A 16888-nucleotide genomic window follows, 5' to 3' on the forward strand; every position below is an offset into this window, starting at 1 on the left:
GGAATGCATGAGCGAAGTTCTTGACGCCCTCGTTATTGGCGCCGGTCCGGCGGGACTCGGCGTCAGCTACTTCTTGAAACGGCAGGACCGCGACCACCGTGTGCTCGATCGAGGCCGGATCGGCGAGACGTGGCGAACGCAGCGCTGGAACTCGTTTCGACTGAATTCGCCGACCATTCGCTCCATCTTACCCGGTGATTCCTACGAGGGGCCCGAGCCGTGGGGCGCGATAACCCACCACGAATTTGTCGCGTATCTCGAAGGCTATGCCGAGCGGCACCGCCTGCCGGTAAGCACCCAAACTCCGGTGCAAGAGCTGACGAGAGACGACGGGATCTTTCGCATCACCACGACGGACGGGGCATTTCTGGCGCGCAACGTGGTGATCGCCACCGGCGACCAGAATCGGCAGGTCCGGCCAGCAGGGTCGGCGGATTTGCCAACCGCAATTCGCCAAGTCGATTCCTCGGCTTATCGCAACCCGGCCGAGTTCGAGAGTGGCGCGGTGCTGGTGGTCGGCAGCGGCCAGTCGGGCGGCCAGATCGCCGAGGACCTGGCGTTGGCAGGACGTGTGGTCTTTTTGGCGACCAGCCGCAACGGCCGTTGGGTGCGGCGCTACCGCAGGGGCAACATACTTAAATGGCTGACGCTGTCCGGTTTTCTCGACGTTCCGCGCAAGGAACTCGTCCTCCCCTCCGGCAAGCTGCAGGCCCGCGCGCTGGTCGGCGCGACCCATACGATCAGCCTGCAATCGCTGAGCGCGCAGGGCGTGGTGCTGCTCGGCCGCTTCAGGGGTGTGGAGAACGGCAACCTCGTCTTCGGCGACGAGCTCGACGACCATATGCGATTTGCCGACGAAGTCTCCGCGAATGCCAAGCGCCTGGTTGACGAGTACATCGAGCGCGCCGGCCTCGATGCGCCACTGGCCGAGGATGATCCGGCCGAGACGATTGAACCGCGCTTGCCCGATCCTCCGATCCGCTCCCTCGACTGGACGGCGAGCGGCATCAGATCAGTGATCTGGTGCACGGGCTTCACCGGCGATTTCGCATGGGTTCGGCTTCCCGGCGCGCTCGATGCAGCCGGCCAGCCCGTCCACGAGGATGGCGTCGGCGCTGTTCCAGGTCTCTTTTTCGCCGGCCTCGATTTCGGATCGACGCGGAAGTCGGGCACCATACCGGCCATTCCAGAGGAGGCGGCCGCCGTCGTGGAGCGACTTGTCCAAGCGGGAGCCGACTTGCCACGGAACGGCGTCTAAACGAGCCGTCGAACGTGGGTTCTTGAACGTGCAAGAACATGACAGCTCTGGCGCGATCAAGACGACGCACGCTGCCTTTTGTCGAAGCGCACCGACAATTTTCCGTAGTCCATTGGTGCGACAGCCAGAAATCGCGGGCACCTTCGATACGGCGCTCCGATTCGCGGCCGACTGCATCCATTGCCTCCATCAGCGTGCGGCGGCCTTGACCTCGGCTGGTCGTCGTCGTGCCGACAGCACTGGCCATATATGGGATGAGCCGGCGCAGTCGTTCGGAATGGTCGACCTGGAGACGCCAAAGGAGGTGCGTCAAGGCGCACGATCGGTCAGCGCGCTCGCGCCTTCCTCCGCGGCGCAATGTGCGCAGCAGTAGATGATGTCATCCTGTTCGACGCCATGTCCGATGATCCGGCATCCGCAATGCGGACACGTCGGAGCAAGTTTCTGGACCGCGCATTCGAAGCTGTCGAATGTGTAGGTCTCGTCGGCCATCGTCACGTTGAAGGCCTTGTCGTAGTCATTCCCGCATTGATCGCATCTGGCCATAGTTCTTCTCCTTCTTTCACTGGCTTCAAGCTCGACCAACCTGTCGCGCGGCGATAGGTTCCCGCCAGGATCAGGGGGCCGTCCTAAGCCGGAGACGAGAGCGAGCCTACGCGACGGCGCTGTTCGATCGCACGGATCACCTCGTCGATATCCCGCGGCTCGATGTCGAGTTCCTTCAGGCCAGGCGCGTCGATTGCTGCCACATTGTCCTGACGCATAAGATCGATCTGGTTGCGCGTTATGGGGGCAGCCGGGAGGAGTTCCGCGACGCCAGCCAAGGCGTTCCATACCGCAAACGGCACCGGCATCAGCTTGACGTGCGTATCGAGCTGTCGGGCGATCTCCCGAAGCAGTTCCTTATAGGCATAGATACGCGGGCCACCGAATTCGAATATGGATGAACCCTGGGTTCGCCCGTCGATCAGCCGGCTCACTGCTTCTGCGACGTCTGCCACATAGACCGGCTGAAGCCGTGTGCCACCATCGCCGAACAGCGGATAGACCGGCAGGAGGCGTATCATCCTCACAATGGTCGTGAGGAAAGCGTCGTCAGGTCCTGTCATGACGGCGGGACGCACAATGAAAGCGCCGGGAAATGCGCTTTCCACGGCACCTTCTCCGCGCCCACGCGCCCTTATGTAATTCGAATCCGATTGAGGATCGGAGCCGATCCCTGAAATCTGGACGAACTGGTCGATCGCGCGGTCGCGCGACGCGGCAGCGAGATTGGCCGCGGCTTTCACATGCACGCGTTCAAAGGTCTGGACGCCCTGCTCGACGTAAAGACTGACGGCATTCACGACCGCCTGTGATCCGGTAATGGCCGACCCGATCGAGGACGCATCCAATATATCCGCCTCGACTGCTTCGGGCATCCTTGTAATCGAGGAAAAGACCAGGGCCACGCGAGCCGGATGGCGAGATGCGGCGCGCACCGTGAAACCTCTTTCCAGGAGCCGCTTCACGATCCTGCGCCCGAGAAAGCCAGTTCCGCCGAACACGGTGACGATCCGTTCCGGGTTGAGATCGTCGGGATCCATTTGCCTCGCCATCCCTTTGTCCTCGCATAGCTGCCACGCGGACTGCGCTGGCCGGCATTTGAACCAGCCCGTCGAACATCAGGACGATTGGGGAACAACGCAGGAACGCTTTTGTTCCAGTCAGCGCTGGGCGGATGCTTGACAGATCGGCAAACCATGATCTGAACCGCAGGCGCAGCAAAACGTCCCCACGTCGAGAATGGCCTAGTTTCGCCCGTAAAACACATTCTCGACATGCACCGGCCAGCGCCACGGCAGCACCGCCACCATGTCGAAGCGCACCGATAATTTTCCGTAGTCGGATTGGCGCGACAGCCAGAAATCGGCGGCGCCTTCGATGCGGTGCTCCGATTCGCGACCGACGGCTTCCATTGCCTCCATCAGCGTGCGGCGCGCCTTGACCTCGACGATCAGCACCAGATCGCCACGCCGCGCGATCAGGTCGATCTCGCCGAACCTGGTGCGGTGGCGGCGGGCAAGAATTCGGTAGCCTTTCAGCATCAGCGCCGCCGCCGCCAGCCATTCGCCGTGATGGCCGCGCCGGTAGGCCTTTTGCCGGCTGGCGCTCGGCCGTTCAGCCATCGCCGTCTCCGCCGGTCCCGTCTCTTCCGGCATTCTTGAGGTCGAGCAGCCGACGATAGAGCGTCTGCTTCTGGCCACCCGTCATCTTGGCGGCTTCCGCCGCTGCCTTGGAGGCCGGCATCTCGGCGGCGAGCGAAAGCAGCAGCCGGTCGATGTCTTCAGGCTCATCAGCGACAACATCCGCCAGGCCGACGCAGATGACGATTTCGCCTTTCGGCGTATCAGCTGCGGCGTAATGGCTGGCGAGCGACTGCAGGGTGCCGGTCCGCATCTCCTCGAAGGTCTTGGTCAGCTCGCGGCCGATGGCCGCCTTGCGGGCACCGCCCAGCACCTCGACCATGGCACTGAGCGTCTCGGCCAGCCGGCGCGGCGATTCGAAGAAGATCAACGTTGCCAGCACCGCCTTCAGCGCTTCCAGCCGCGTCAGCCGCTGCCCGGTCTTCACCGGCAGGAAGCCGGCAAACAGAAACGCGTCCGAGGGCAGGCCGGATGCCGTCAAAGCGGCAAGTGCTGCTGATGGGCCGGGGATCGGCACGACACGAATGCCGCGTTCCAGCGCCTCACCGACCAGCCGGTAGCCGGGGTCGGATATGAGCGTCGTGCCGGCATCCGATATCAGCGCTACGCTTTGGCCGGCCAGCAGCGCCGCGATCAGCTTCGGTCCGGCCTCGCCGGCATTGTGCTCGTGGTAGGCGGTGGTGCGGCGGCGGATGCCGTAGCGGTCGAGCAGCACGCGGCTGACACGTGTGTCCTCGCAAGCGACGATATCGGCGGCGGCGAGCGTTTCCAGCGCGCGCAGCGTGATGTCGGCGAGATTGCCGATAGGCGTCGCGACCAGGTAGAGCGCCGGCTCGAGCGGCCGGGCGGCGATTTCGGTCTGCCCGACCACATAACTGCGTTTGGCCGATTCGCCGGTCACCTGCACAACTCCGTTCGACCCTGTTTGGCACGGCTCACGCTTGGTTGCAAAAGCCTGGGTTGCAAAGGCCCTGGTTCCAAAAGGGATGCCGACGTGAACCGGCCGCCATGCCTTCGCCACAGTAGGGAACGAAACCGTTGCCGGCGAATTTTACCCCTGATCTCGGGAGGAGCAGGATGAACAGCCTGACGATACAGGACGTTTTCGAACCCTACTATGCCGGCCGCAAACGCTTCGCCGCGCCATGCGACAAGAGCCTGCCTGCCGAAGCCGCAGATGGCAGAGCCAAGAAGCCGCTTGCACGCCAGCGATCGGCAGAGAGCAAGCCCGCAAACGAAACCGACCGCACGATGGAGCACTGACCGGACGATGCCCAATCGCTTCGACATTTTCATCACCCGCCTCGAAACAAAAAGCGCCCGCGATGGCGCAGCGTCACATTCCACAGACGACCAGCACCATGCCTCACGCGACAAAAGCGAGATCAAGCCGGCCCGTTCCGGAGAGACCAGCGAAAAAGATCGCGCCAAACACCGCCACAAGCACGAGGCTTGACCCCGCAAACCTTAGCGATCGGTCGAGACAGTTCTCGAAGCGCGGTTGCGAATGCTCCGCGATGTACCATTCAACCCAGATACTTCGAGACACGCGCCTCCAGCAGGCCCACCAGAGCCGGGTCCATGAATGCATAGTCGTCGGGAATATCGAGGCAGATTACTCGAGCCTTTTTCAGGCTTGTCTTGAATTTCTGCTGCAGTTTGGCGCGGTGCGTTTTTTCCATCACGAAGATGATGTCGGCCCAGGCGACGAGTTCATGCGTCAACGGTATGTCGGCATCGTGATTAGTGCCGGCCGAAGCGACCTCGATGTCCCGCCGCTTGGAAAACACCTGCTCCGCCGTCGGGCTGCGCAAGCGATGCTGGCTGCAGATGAAGAGAACGTTCTTCAACGTGCTATCTGGCCAAATCCGCCACGACCGCATCGAGCACGATCATGCCGGCCGGCGTGGCGCGCAGGCGGGCATTGCCGATCGGCGCCACCAGGCCTTCGTCCTGCAGCACCGACAGCCGTGCCGTCGACAGGCCGCGCCCTGAAAATGCCTCGTAGCGGGAAAGGTCGATGCCTTCCGCCAGCCTCAGCCCCATCAGCAGGAACTCGTCGGCCTCTTCCGACCGCGTCAGGACCTCGCCGCCGGAAACGCCATGACCCTTGGCCTCGACCAGATTGGCCCAGGTCTCCGGCATTTTCTCGGCGATCGTCACCACGCGGCGGCCATTTTCGACGAACCGGCCATGCGCGCCGGGACCGACGCCGACATATTCGCCATAACGCCAATAGGTGAGATTGTGCCGGCTTTCGGCGCCGGGCCTGGCGTGGTTGGAAATCTCGTAGGCCGGCAGTCCGCGCGCGGCGGTGATCTCCTGCGTTAACGCGTAGAGATCGGCGGCAAGCTCATTGTCTGGAATGATGAATTTCCTTGCCGCATGCAGTGCATGGAACGGCGTGCCTTCCTCGATGGTCAGCTGATAGAGCGACAGATGGTCTGCGGCGTGGCCGATCGCCTGCTCGAGCTCCGCCTGCCACGCTTCCGGCGTCTGACCGGGCCGCGCGTAGATCAGGTCGAACGACAGCCGTGGGAATATCTCGCGCGCCAGGCCGATCGCATGCAGGGCCTCATCGACATTGTGCAAACGGCCGAGGAAGCGCAGATCCTTGTCGTTCAGTGCCTGCACGCCAAGCGACACCCGGTTGACGCCGGCCGCGCGATAGCCGCGAAAGCGCTCGGCCTCGACCGAGGAGGGATTGGCCTCCAGCGTCACCTCGATGCCATCAGGCACCGTCCAGTTCTTCGCCACTGCATCCAGCACCGCCGCCACGGTCTGCGGTTTCATCAGCGATGGCGTGCCGCCGCCAAGAAAGATACTGGTCACCTCGCGCGGCCCGGTGCGGCCGCGCATCGTCGCCAGCTCGGTCTCGAAGGCGCGGGCAAAACGCTCCTGGTCGACCGGCTGGTGGCGGACATGGCTGTTGAAGTCGCAATAGGGGCATTTGGCCGCGCAGAATGGCCAGTGGACATAGACGCCGAAACCGGGGCTGCGGTCGAGCAGCATGGTCATGCGCCGGCCAATCGGGCTTGCGCGAATTTCTGGAAGGCGCGGGCACGGTGCGACAATGCGGTTGGCTGGCCGGGCTTCCAGCCATGCTTTTCCTCCGCGCTCATCTCGCCGAAGGTCTTTTCGAACCCGTAGGGCAAGAACACCGGATCGTAGCCGAAGCCTAGCTCGCCGCGCGGCGGCCATACCAGCGTGCCCTCGACCTCACCGCGAAAATATTCCGCCTGGCCATCGGGGAAGGCCAGGCAGATGACCGCGACAAAGCGGCCCTTGCGCTGGGCAGGCGTGATCGCGCCAACTTCTTGCAAGGCCACTTCCGTGCGCTGCATGGCCATGCCGAAGTCGCGGGAGCCGTCCGGCGTCTCGGCCCAGTTGGCGGTGTAGACGCCGGGTGCGCCGTCGAGCGCATCGACACACAGGCCGGAATCGTCCGACAGCGCCGGCAATCCAGTGGCCTTGGCGGCAGCCAAGGCTTTTATGAGGGCGTTCTCCTCGAAAGTGGTGCCGGTCTCGTCCGGTTCCGGCAGGCCGTATTCCTTTGCGGACTTCGCTTCAATGCCGAATGGCGCCATCAGATCGGCGAATTCCCGCAATTTACCGGCGTTATGGCTGGCGACGACGATCTTATGCCCGTCAAGCGAATGAACAGTTGGCGAATGCATCAGATGCCCCAGATTCTTGGCTCGGCGAATTCGATCGAATTGCCCGACGGGTCGCGAATATAGATCGAGCGGCCGCCCTGCGGCCATTCGAACTCGCTTTCGATGGCAATTTTCTTCGCCTCAAGATGCGCTTTCCAGCGTGGGATTTCATCCGCGCTTGCGGCGAAGCAAAGATGGCCCTGGCCGACCGCGCCATGCGGCGGTACTTTGAGCTTGGCGTCGGCCGGCGGCGGCACTTTGGTCGCCTCGGCATTGAACATAAGCAGCACGCTGTCGCCGCAGCGGAAGAAGAGATGCCTGCCATCGACCTTGCCGAGCAGATCGAGCCCGAGCACGCCCGAATAGAACCGTTCCGCGGCAGCAAGGTCCGTCACGTAGAGTGCTGATTCCAGGATTGCAGAAGGGGTCACAGGATCGCCAATCTCATCAATATTGACCGCAGCTAAGCCACCGCCATTTGCTGCAAGCTGACCAGGCGCTGAATACCTTTCTTGGCGAGCCCCATCAGCGCCGCGAACTGCTCTTCCGAGAACGGCTCGCCCTCGGCCGTGCCTTGGATCTCGACGATGCCGCCCTTGCCGGTCATGACGAAATTGGCGTCGGTACTGGCCGAGGAATCCTCGATATAGTCGAGGTCGATGACCGGCTGGCCATCATGGATGCCGCAGGAGATCGCCGCAACGTGATCCTTCAGCACCTTGCCCAGGCTCGCCATCTGGCGGGTTTCCATCCAGCGCAGGCAGTCGTAGAGCGCCACCCAGCCGCCGGTGATCGAAGCGGTGCGCGTGCCGCCGTCGGCCTGGATCACGTCGCAGTCGACGGTGATCTGCTGCTCGCCGAGCGCCTGCAGATCGACCACGGCGCGCAGGGAGCGGCCGATCAGCCGCTGGATTTCCAGCGTGCGGCCGCCTTGTTTGCCGGCCGAAGCCTCGCGGCGCATGCGCTCGCCGGTCGAACGCGGCAGCATGCCGTATTCCGCCGTCACCCAGCCCTTGCCGGAGTTGCGCATCCAGCCCGGCACCTTTTCCTCCAGGCTGGCCGTACACAGCACATGCGTGTCGCCGAACTTCACCAGGCACGAGCCTTCCGCATGCTTGGAGACGCCGCGCTCGAAGGAGATGGGGCGCATTTCGTCGAATTGGCGTTTGGAAGGGCGCATTCAGGCTTCTTTCTTTCTTCGGAATCTTGGCCGGGGAATCTTGGCCGGCTTGTAGCCGCACGGGGCGTGAGGCGCAAAGGAAAATGGACCGGTTGCGCCGACACCGCGGAAGTCTATATCTTCGGGGCGGAGGTTTTTGGCTCGAAATGACAAAGGCAGTCGATCCCGGTTTGCAGTCGCACGTGCTCCCGTCGCACGCGCTGCAATCGCCCGCGCTTCAATCGCTCGACATGCGTTCGCGCGACATCTTCCGGCGCATCGTCGATTCCTATTTGAGGGATGGCGAGCCGGTCGGTTCGCGCAGCCTGTCGCGCATCCTGCCGTCGTCGCTGTCGCCGGCCACCATCCGCAACGTGATGAGCGACCTTGAGCATCTCGGCCTGATCTATGCGCCGCACATTTCGGCTGGCCGGTTGCCGACCCAGGCAGGCCTGCGCTTCTTCGTCGATGCTTTCATGGAACTTGGTGACCTCTCCGACGAGGAGCGCCGTACCATCGAGGCCCAGGTGCGCGCCTCCGGCTCGGGCGCGACGCTGGAGCATATGCTGACCGAGGCCAGCCAGATGCTGTCCGGCATGTCGCGCGGCGCCGGCCTCGTGCTCGCCGCCAAGAATGAGGTGGCGCTTAAGCACATCGAATTCATCCAGCTCGAGCCGACCAAGGCGCTGGCCGTGCTGGTCTCGCAGAACGGCGACGTCGAAAATCGCGTCATCGATCTGCCCGCCGGCATCACCATCTCGCAATTGCACGAAGCCTCCAACTTCCTCAACGCCCATATCCGCGGCCGCACCCTGGCCGAGGCGCGGGTCGAGATCGCCCGCATCAAGGAAGAGACCAGGGCAGCCCTCGACACGCTGTCGCAGGATCTGGTCGAGAAGGGCCTGGCGGTCTGGGCAGGCGCTGAAAGCGGCGTGCCTGGGCGGCTTATCGTGCGCGGCCGCGCCAATCTCCTGGAAAACGTCACTGCCCAGGCCGACATAGAATTGCTGCGGCATCTGTTTGAGGATCTGGAGACGCAGGATGGGCTGATCCAGCTTCTCGACCTCGCCGAGGCAGGCCCAGGCGTGCGCATATTCATCGGTTCGGAAAACAAGCTGTTTTCGCTGTCTGGCTCCTCGCTGGTGGTGGCACCCTATCGCGACAAGGACGCGCGCGTCGTCGGTGCGCTCGGCGTCATCGGGCCGACGCGGCTGAATTATGCGCGCATAGTACCGATGGTCGACTATACCGCGCAGCTGATTTCGCGCATGCTGAGCTAGGAGCCGCCGCGGGCCTGCCGCAAGGAGGAGAAAAGAATGGCGCTGGAATCGTTCAAGGCCCAGATCAGTCTGCTGCTCGAAGAAATGATCAACCAGCCAGAGGATCAGCACGAGGTGCAAGAGCAGTTGCGCGAGAAGCTGCAAGAGATGCGGGCGATGGGTCTGCCGCTGCCGGCCGATCTGGTCGCGCTGGAAAAGCGCCTCGACGACGACTTTTACGCCTCTGGCAACTGAACGGGTTCGGCTTCAAATCCTCGTGTGCTGGACGGCCGCTTGGAACGATCAATACCTGATGCCGTTTGCCCTGTTCGAGGCGAATCCCGGAGGACGTTGATGATCCGATCTGGCGGCTTTGCGGCCGTTGCCGCTGCCCTCCTTGTTGCGACACCGGCAGCCGCCCAGCAGGCGGACCAGAATGTGCTCAAAGGCGAAGCCGCGTTTGGCGATTGGCACGCCGACAGGCCTGGCGTCCGACGCCTGATTGGGCCGCGAGACATGCCGGCAGCCGACCCCGCCCAATCCGCTTCGAACGGCGCCGGCGTGGCGGAACGGCCCGAACGCGCCAAGCCAGAATTGCCGTCGGGCTTTTCGGCTGAAATGATCGCATCCGGCATCGTCAATCCACGTGTCGTGCGCGTCGCTCCGAATGGCGACCTGTTTGTTGCCAACAGCCATGCCGACCAAATACGCGTCTATCGTCTCGCCGAGGGCAGCGCCAAGCCCATCGAGAAAGCGATCTTCGCCAAGGGGCTCAATTATCCCTACGGCATCGCCTTCTATCCGCCAGGAGACAAACCGCAATGGGTTTATGTCGCGAACAGCGACAGCATCGTCCGCTTCCCCTATCGCGATGGCGACCTGAAGACATCCGGCAAACCAGAAACCATTGTCGCCCAAATCCCGTCGGGTGGTCACACGACCCGCGACATCGCCTTCTCGCAGGACGGCAAAACGCTTTATTTGTCGGTTGGCTCCGCCTCGAACGTCGCCGAGGATATAGGTAAGGAGCCGGATAGCGGCCTCGACGCCTGGGCCAAATCAAAGCCGCTCGGGGCGGCCTGGGGCTCCGAGGACGGCCGTGCCGATGTGCTCGCCTTTGACCCGGATGGGAAAAATCCCCGAACTGTCGCCACCGGCCTGCGCAACTGTACGGGCATGACCGTGCAGCCCGCCACCGGCGCATTGTGGTGCGTCGTCAATGAGCGCGACGAACTCGGCGACAATGTGCCGTTCGAATTTGCAACAGCGGTCAAGGACGGCGGATTCTATGGTTGGCCTTGGTACTACATCGGCAATAACGAGGATCCGCGCCATCAGGGCGAGCGGCCAGACCTCGCCGGCAAGGCCACTGTCCCCGATGTATTGATGCAGGCGCATTCGGCGCCGATGAATATAGCCTTCTACGACGGCAAGAACTTCCCGGCGGATTATCAGGGTGACGCCTTCGTCGCCATGCATGGTTCGTGGAACCGTGGCGCCAGGACCGGCTACAAGGTGGTGAGGCTCAAATTCAGGGATGGCAAGCCGACAGGCGAATATGAGGACTTCATGACCGGCTTCGTCATCTCGAACGACGCCGTCTGGGGCCGACCGGTCGGTGTCGCGATGGCCAAGGACGGCTCGCTGATCGTCACCGAGGACGGCAACGGCACCATCTGGCGCATTACCTACGAAGACGGCCGCTCCTGAACGGCGGTGTCGCCTGCTGCGCTGGCGCAATCGAATTCGGCCCGAGGGAATTCACCCAACTTCAACATTGTGCGACAAGCGCCAATCATGACACTCACCGGGTTCCTCGCCTATAGCGCCGCCCTCGGCATCGCCGCAGCCATCCCCGGCCCAGGCGTCACCGCGCTTGTCGCGCGTGCGCTGGGTTCCGGCTTCCGCTCGTCGCTGGCCATGTCGTTCGGGCTGATGCTCGGCGACCTGACCTATTTGACTGCCGTGGTGCTCGGCCTGGCTTTCGTCGCACAGACTTTCGGCATGGTCTTCCTGGCCATCAAATGGCTGGGCGTCGCCTACCTCGCCTTTCTTGGCTGGCGTTTCTGGACGAGCGGCATCACGCCCGAGACGGTGGAGGCCAAGAAAGGCAAGGGCGGCTTGACATCCAGCTTTATAGCCGGCCTCGCCGTCACGCTCGGCAATCCGAAGACGATGATCTTCTATCTTGCCATCACCCCGACCATCGTCGATCTGAAGACGATCACGCTGGCCGATTACGGCATTCTTGTCGCGCTCACCATCGTCGTCCTGCTCGTCGTGCTGGTGCCCTATCTGGCGCTGGCGGCCAAGGCGCGCTGGTTCCTGAAGTCGCCGCGGGCGCTGAGGGCACTCAACCGCACCGCCGCCGGCTTCATGGTCGGTGCGGCGGCGGCAATTGCTGCCCGCCAATAAATCTCTTTCGCCAATCCGCCCAAGGATTGCCACGCCTTGCAAGGGCGGGGGTACTCAGCACGAACTTCACTCGGATATTTTTCGATCGACAGCCTATCTTGCGCGGCGGATGGCTCTATCCTAGGCCCCGCCCGACTCTTGCCGCTTGACCTCTGGGAGGAAATCAATGAACAAGCCCGCCACCCCCGCACACGTGCCCGGCCGCGGCCGCATCTACAATTCGATCACCGAGACGATCGGCGACACGCCGCTGGTGCGGCTTGATAAATTCGCCAGGGAGAAGGGCGTCGTCGCCAATCTGCTGGCCAAGCTCGAATTCTTCAACCCGATCGCCTCGGTCAAGGACCGCATCGGCGTTTCGATGATCGAGGCATTGGAGGCTTCGGGCAGGATTACGCCCGGCAAGACCACCCTGATCGAGCCGACCTCGGGCAATACCGGCATCGCGCTCGCCTTTGCCGCCGCTGCCAAGGGCTACAAGCTGATCCTGACCATGCCGGAAACCATGTCGGTCGAACGCCGCAAGATGCTGGCTCTGCTCGGTGCCGAACTGGTGCTGACCGAAGGGCCGAAAGGCATGAAGGGCGCCATCGCCAAGGCGGACGAGCTGGCGGCAACGCTGCCCGACGCTGTCATTCCGCAGCAATTCGAAAACCCGGCCAATCCGGAAATCCATCGCCGCACCACGGCCGAGGAAATCTGGAACGACACCCATGGCGAAGTCGATATCTTCGTTGCCGGCATCGGGACCGGCGGCACCATCACCGGCGTCGGCCAGGTGCTGAAGAAGCGTAAGCCCTCGGTGCATGTCGTCGCCGTCGAACCGGAAGCCTCGCCGGTGCTGTCGGGCGGCCAGCCAGGCCCGCACAAGATCCAGGGCATTGGCGCCGGCTTCGCGCCAAAAATCCTCGACACGACGATCTATGACGAAATCGTCAAGGTCTCGAACGAGGATTCGGTTGCCAATGCACGGCTCGTCGCTCGGCTCGAAGGTGTGCCGGTCGGCATCTCGTCGGGTGCCGCCCTGCAAGCGGCGATCGTCGTCGGCTCGCGGGCCGAGAACAAGGGCAAGAACCTCGTCGTCGTCATCCCCTCTTTCGCCGAGCGCTATCTCTCGACGATCCTGTTCGAGGGATTGGGCGCTTAGACACGAGCGTTTTTGACCGGTCAGTAGCGATCCTTCGCGATGCCCTCCGACATCAAATACTCTGTATCACGCGTCGGCGTGGACCGCTGAAAAACCACCTGTGGCGGGCGTCGTTCGCTTGAGCGGCGGGTCCCTTCCGTATCAAATCGTCGCTGCCCGGCAGGTGGAGGACTTCATGTACAAGCTCTATACGCGTGCCAATACCGGCGGCTTTGTCATCGAGGCGGCGCTCGCTTTGGCGGGCGTGCCTTTCGACCAGATCGACGTTCCGAAGGGCCGACCCGACCAGGCCTTTTTAGATATCAGCCCCTTGAACCAGGTGCCGGTCCTGATCTTGCCGGACGGACGCTCGATGACCGAATCGGCGGCGATCTGCATCCTGCTGGCCGAGCGCCACCCGGAAGCAGGACTGGCGCCCGCAGCAAGTTCGGCTGACCGTGCCGACTTCCTGCGCTGGATGTTTTTCATGTCCTCCGTCATCTATTCGGCTGACCTGCGGTTCTTCTACGCTCATCGCTACACGACCGATCCCCGCGGCGTGGACGCTGTCAAACGGGCGGCGGTCTCGGAAATGGATCGCAGCTTCGCCATTCTCGATGCCGCCCTCGCAGGCCATGACTGGCTGGCCGGCGACCAACTCTCGCTGGCCGACATCTATCTCGTCATGTTGGTGGCCTGGCATCCGGAGGTCGCGAAGGTTCCAACCGCTTGGCCGAATATCGGACGCCTGTGGGCCAATTTGCGGGAACATCGAGTGATAAAGAGGCTGAATGCTTCCCACGACATGTGGCCGGCCTAAGCACTCCGCCTTGTCTCAGTGTCTTTCCGCGTGGCCGAGCCATGCCCGTCGTTCCTGCAGGAACCGGCGCACGGCCGGATCGCGTTCGAGGCCGATAGCCCGGTCATAGGCCTCGCTCGCTTGCGGAACTTTGCCGAGTCTGGCCAGCAGGCCCGCGCGGGCGGCCCAGTAAGGTTGATAGTCATACAGGCGCTTGTCGCCGCTGAGTTGATCAAGCGCGCCCAATCCTTCTGAAGCACCTTCGGCCTCGGCAATCGCCACCGCACGGTTGATCGACACCACCGGCGAGCCGGCAATCACCGACAGCGCGTCGTAGAGCTCCTTGATCGCGACCCAGTCGGTACAACCGGTCAGCCGCCGTGTCGTATGGGCGGATTGCACGGCGGCCTCGAGCTGGTAGCGGCCGACAACACCCTCGGCGGCCGCGCGCCCGAGCAGCGCCTCCGCTTCATCGATCAGGGTGTCGTCCCACAATGCAAGATCCTGCTCGGCCAGCGGCACATAGTCACCCGCCGCATTGCGCCGGGCTGCACGCCGCGCCTCGGCGAACAGCATCAGCGCCAGCAGGCCGAGTGCTTCCGGCTCATCCGGCATCAGCGAGGCGATCAGACGGCCGAGCCAGATGCCTTCGGTCGCGAGATTGCGGCGCCGCGTTTCGGTGCCGGCCGGGTCGGACCAACCTTCGGCAAACGCCGCGTAGATCGCTTCCAGAACGGTGCCCAGCCGCTCGCCGAGCTCGGCCCGCTCCGGCACGCGGAACGGAATGCCTGTCTCGCGAATTCGCGTCTTGGCGCGCACCAGGCGCTGGCTCATCGTGGCTGGCGAGACAAGAAAAGCCGAGGCGATGGTCGCTGCGTCGAAGCCCAGGACCGTCTGCAGGATCAGCGGTGCTCGCACGCCGGCCTCAATCGCGGGATGGGCGCAGGCAAACATGAGCCTGAGCCGCTCGTCCGGCAGGTCTTCCTCGGCCATGCGCGCCTCCATCTCCTCGGCGATGAGTCTGAGGTGGTCGCGGCCCGCCTCGCGTGTCAGCCGCCGTCTGACCGCGTCGACGCGGCGCTTGCGTGCCACCGCCAGCAGCCAGGCTTCCGGCTTGTCGGGCACGCCCGCCTGTGGCCAACGCTCGAGCGCCGCTGCAAAGGCATCGGCCAATGCGTCCTCTGCAGCGGCCACGTCGCGCGTGCGTGCGGCGAGATAGGCGACCAGCTTGCCGTAGCTTTGCCGGGCGGCCGCTTCCGCCGCCGCCCGCGCAGTATCGGGCAATTCCGGCATCACATGGTGAGTTCCCAGATCGGCCGCACCTCTACCGTGCCGGTGCTGGCGCCCGGGCAGCGCGCCGCCCAGGCAATGGCGGCGTCGACGTCCTCCGCTTCGATCATATAGAAGCCGGCAAGCTGCTCCTTGGTGTCGGCATAGGGGCCGTCGAGCACGTTGGTCTTGCCATTGGCCATCCGCACCGAGGTAGCGGATTGCGTCGGCTTCAGCCGGTCGCCGGCGAGCCAGGCGCCGGATTTCTTCAACGCTTCGGTGTAGGCGACGTACGCGCTCGACATCTGTGTCACCGCATCTGCTGGCGCGGCTGCCATCCCCGCTTCGTTTCCATAGATCAAAAGCATGTATCGCATGGTCTTCTCCCGTTTCTCGAAGGCCGCATCGTTGCGAGCCGGACTTATGTCGCGCGGCCCTGCCGGATTTCGACAAGCGCTGGAAAAATCTTTCTGCCGCGATACGACCTCGCGCAAGCGCCAACGTGTTGCGGCACTGCTTAGCCGTTCGTCTAATCGCTGCTATTGCGGGTTGGCATTTCCCGCCCGCTGTCTAAACTCGCTTCGCTTCATGCCGCCGAGGAGGGAACGGCGACGAATTTTCAGGGAGGAAATCGCATGCTCAATTTCAGGACGAAATTTGTTGCAGCCGGCGTGCTGGCGCTGTCGCTTGGCCTTGGCGCGGTATCGGTCAAGGCACAGGAATTCATCAACGTGCTGACCGGCGGCACTTCCGGCGTCTACTATCCGCTCGGCGTCGCGCTGTCGGAAATCTACGGCAAGGGCATCGAAGGCGCGCGCACCCAGGTGCAGGCGACGAAAGCGTCGGTCGAAAACCTCAACCTGCTGCAGCAGGGCAAGGGCGAGATCGCCTTTGCGCTCGGCGATTCCGTGAAGCTGGCCGCCGAAGGCAATACCGAAGCAGGCTTCCCAGGCAAGCTCGACAAGCTGCGCGGCATTGCCGCCATCTATCCCAATTACATCCAGATCGTCGCCAGCAAGGAATCCGGCATCAAGACGCTCGCCGATCTCAAGGGCAAGAGCCTTTCGGTCGGCGCGCCGGCCTCAGGCACCGAGCTCAACGCCCGCACGATATTTGCCGCTGCCGGGCTGAAATACGAAGACCTCGGGCGGATCGAATATCTGCCCTTCGCCGAATCGGTGGAGCTGATCAAGAACCGCCAGCTCGACGCCACGCTGCAGTCGGCTGGCCTTGGGGTCGCGTCGATCCGTGACCTCGCCACCTCAGTGCCGGTAAACATCGTTGCCGTGCCGGCGGAGGACGTCGCCAAGATCGGCTCGCCCTACCTTTCCGTGGTCATCCCCAAGGGCACCTACGAGGGCCAGACCGAGGATGTTGCGACCGCCGCCGTCGGCAATTTCCTGATCACCAGCGCCGATGTCTCCGACGAGACCGCCTACCAGATGACGAAACTGCTGTTCGAGCATCTCGACCAGCTCACCGCTGCCCACGCCGCCGCCAAGGCGATCGACCCGGCCAAGGCGCTCGACGGCATGCCGGTGCCGCTGCATCCAGGCGCCGAGAGGTATTACAAGGAAAAGGGATTGGTGAAGTAAGGAGCCATCCCTCCCCCTTGAGGAGAAGGTGAACAGCTGCCGAAGGCGAATGGACGGGTGGGGTAGGGTTGGGGCCCCCCCAGGCGCACCGCCCCCCCCCCCCGCGCGGGCGCGCCGCGCCCCCCCACCCCCCCGGGGGCCCCCCCCCCCCCGCCCCACCCCCAGA

The 16888-nt window shown here is 63.5% G+C and carries 20 protein-coding genes and 1 pseudogene; 9 read left to right on the forward strand and 12 right to left on the reverse strand.

Translation table 11 applies throughout. From position 1 onward, the window contains the following. Positions 1 to 7 precede the first annotated feature (7 nt). Positions 8 to 1258, forward strand: a complete 1251-nt coding sequence (locus NKI29_RS28380; protein WP_352570187.1) for a flavin-containing monooxygenase — start codon at positions 8 to 10, stop codon at positions 1256 to 1258. An 80-nt stretch (positions 1259 to 1338) separates the two neighbouring features. Here the strand turns inward: NKI29_RS28380 and NKI29_RS33555 are convergent. The 5 genes and pseudogenes from NKI29_RS33555 to rsmI all read right to left on the reverse strand — a co-directional run. Continuing rightward, positions 1339 to 1466, reverse strand: a pseudogene (locus tag NKI29_RS33555) (YraN family protein); the annotation flags it as partial. Between the two features lie 101 nt (positions 1467 to 1567). Next, the gene (locus NKI29_RS28385) at positions 1568 to 1804 is read right to left on the reverse strand and encodes a metallothionein (RefSeq protein ID WP_254817997.1); all 237 of its coding nucleotides are present in this window, start codon (positions 1802 to 1804) and stop codon (positions 1568 to 1570) included. A gap of 83 nt (positions 1805 to 1887) precedes the next feature. Beyond that, positions 1888 to 2856, reverse strand: a complete 969-nt coding sequence (locus tag NKI29_RS28390; protein WP_352798009.1) for a complex I NDUFA9 subunit family protein — start codon at positions 2854 to 2856, stop codon at positions 1888 to 1890. A gap of 192 nt (positions 2857 to 3048) precedes the next feature. Then, a complete protein-coding gene (locus NKI29_RS28395; protein ID WP_023678973.1) occupies positions 3049 to 3426 on the reverse strand; it encodes a YraN family protein in 378 nt (125 codons plus the stop codon). Continuing rightward, complete coding sequence (rsmI, locus tag NKI29_RS28400) at positions 3419 to 4345, reverse strand: 16S rRNA (cytidine(1402)-2'-O)-methyltransferase (RefSeq protein WP_352798012.1); 927 nt, start codon at positions 4343 to 4345, stop codon at positions 3419 to 3421. Before rsmI ends, NKI29_RS28395 begins: the two co-directional genes overlap by 8 nt. 176 nt (positions 4346 to 4521) lie before the next feature. Between rsmI and NKI29_RS28405 the strand changes: the two genes are divergently transcribed. Further along, positions 4522 to 4707, forward strand: coding sequence for a hypothetical protein (locus tag NKI29_RS28405; protein WP_023678975.1), 186 nt, complete (start codon positions 4522 to 4524; stop codon positions 4705 to 4707). Between the two features lie 263 nt (positions 4708 to 4970). Here the strand turns inward: NKI29_RS28405 and NKI29_RS28410 are convergent, their stop codons facing one another. Genes NKI29_RS28410 through rph form a run of 5 tightly spaced genes read right to left on the reverse strand, consistent with a single transcriptional unit; the run spans position 4971 to position 8280 of the window. Further along, positions 4971 to 5294, reverse strand: a complete 324-nt coding sequence (locus NKI29_RS28410) for a low molecular weight protein tyrosine phosphatase family protein (protein ID WP_352798014.1) — start codon at positions 5292 to 5294, stop codon at positions 4971 to 4973. A 4-nt stretch (positions 5295 to 5298) separates the two neighbouring features. Beyond that, positions 5299 to 6462, reverse strand: coding sequence for a radical SAM family heme chaperone HemW (hemW, locus tag NKI29_RS28415; protein WP_352570197.1), 1164 nt, complete (start codon positions 6460 to 6462; stop codon positions 5299 to 5301). Beyond that, the gene (gene rdgB / locus NKI29_RS28420) at positions 6459 to 7121 is read right to left on the reverse strand and encodes an RdgB/HAM1 family non-canonical purine NTP pyrophosphatase (protein ID WP_352570199.1); all 663 of its coding nucleotides are present in this window, start codon (positions 7119 to 7121) and stop codon (positions 6459 to 6461) included. The genes hemW and rdgB overlap by 4 nt, the downstream gene beginning before the upstream one ends. Further along, positions 7121 to 7531 carry a VOC family protein gene (locus tag NKI29_RS28425; RefSeq protein WP_023678980.1) on the reverse strand — a complete coding sequence of 137 codons (411 nt, stop codon included), beginning with the start codon at positions 7529 to 7531 and terminating at the stop codon, positions 7121 to 7123. Before NKI29_RS28425 ends, rdgB begins: the two co-directional genes overlap by 1 nt. A 32-nt stretch (positions 7532 to 7563) precedes the next feature. Further along, complete coding sequence (gene rph / locus NKI29_RS28430; RefSeq protein ID WP_352697382.1) at positions 7564 to 8280, reverse strand: ribonuclease PH; 717 nt, start codon at positions 8278 to 8280, stop codon at positions 7564 to 7566. Positions 8281 to 8426: 146 nt separating this feature from the next. Here rph and hrcA point away from each other — a divergent pair, with 146 nt between their 5' ends. The 6 genes from hrcA to NKI29_RS28460 all read left to right on the forward strand — a co-directional run bounded on the left by hrcA (position 8427) and on the right by NKI29_RS28460 (position 13879). After that, on the forward strand, positions 8427 to 9539 hold the full coding sequence (hrcA, locus tag NKI29_RS28435; protein WP_036239090.1) for a heat-inducible transcriptional repressor HrcA: 1113 nt from the start codon (positions 8427 to 8429) through the stop codon (positions 9537 to 9539). A gap of 36 nt (positions 9540 to 9575) precedes the next feature. After that, positions 9576 to 9773, forward strand: a complete 198-nt coding sequence (locus NKI29_RS28440; protein ID WP_023678983.1) for a hypothetical protein — start codon at positions 9576 to 9578, stop codon at positions 9771 to 9773. 99 nt (positions 9774 to 9872) lie between these two features. Continuing rightward, entirely contained in the window at positions 9873 to 11228 is a 1356-nt protein-coding gene (locus NKI29_RS28445) for a PQQ-dependent sugar dehydrogenase (protein WP_023678984.1), read from the forward strand. An 87-nt stretch (positions 11229 to 11315) separates the two neighbouring features. After that, positions 11316 to 11933: a LysE family translocator gene (locus NKI29_RS28450; protein WP_352570203.1), complete on the forward strand. Its 618-nt coding sequence runs from the start codon at positions 11316 to 11318 to the stop codon at positions 11931 to 11933. A 166-nt stretch (positions 11934 to 12099) separates the two neighbouring features. Next, positions 12100 to 13080: a cysteine synthase A gene (cysK, locus tag NKI29_RS28455; RefSeq protein ID WP_023678986.1), complete on the forward strand. Its 981-nt coding sequence runs from the start codon at positions 12100 to 12102 to the stop codon at positions 13078 to 13080. Positions 13081 to 13255: 175 nt separating this feature from the next. Beyond that, positions 13256 to 13879 carry a glutathione S-transferase family protein gene (locus NKI29_RS28460; RefSeq protein ID WP_023678987.1) on the forward strand — a complete coding sequence of 208 codons (624 nt, stop codon included), beginning with the start codon at positions 13256 to 13258 and terminating at the stop codon, positions 13877 to 13879. 15 nt (positions 13880 to 13894) lie between these two features. Here the strand turns inward: NKI29_RS28460 and NKI29_RS28465 are convergent, their stop codons facing one another. Then, a complete protein-coding gene (locus tag NKI29_RS28465) occupies positions 13895 to 15151 on the reverse strand; it encodes an RNA polymerase sigma factor (RefSeq protein WP_352570205.1) in 1257 nt (418 codons plus the stop codon). Further along, on the reverse strand, positions 15151 to 15504 hold the full coding sequence (locus tag NKI29_RS28470; protein ID WP_023718846.1) for a YciI family protein: 354 nt from the start codon (positions 15502 to 15504) through the stop codon (positions 15151 to 15153). Before NKI29_RS28470 ends, NKI29_RS28465 begins: the two co-directional genes overlap by 1 nt. Before the next feature lie 258 nt (positions 15505 to 15762). Here NKI29_RS28470 and NKI29_RS28475 point away from each other — a divergent pair, with 258 nt between their 5' ends. Beyond that, positions 15763 to 16722 carry a TAXI family TRAP transporter solute-binding subunit gene (locus tag NKI29_RS28475; protein WP_352457892.1) on the forward strand — a complete coding sequence of 320 codons (960 nt, stop codon included), beginning with the start codon at positions 15763 to 15765 and terminating at the stop codon, positions 16720 to 16722. The last annotated feature ends 166 nt before the right edge of the window (positions 16723 to 16888 follow it).

The sequence above is a fragment of the Mesorhizobium sp. M0678 genome (genome assembly GCF_040320505.1).
Taxonomy (GTDB): Bacteria; Pseudomonadota; Alphaproteobacteria; order Rhizobiales; family Rhizobiaceae; genus Mesorhizobium.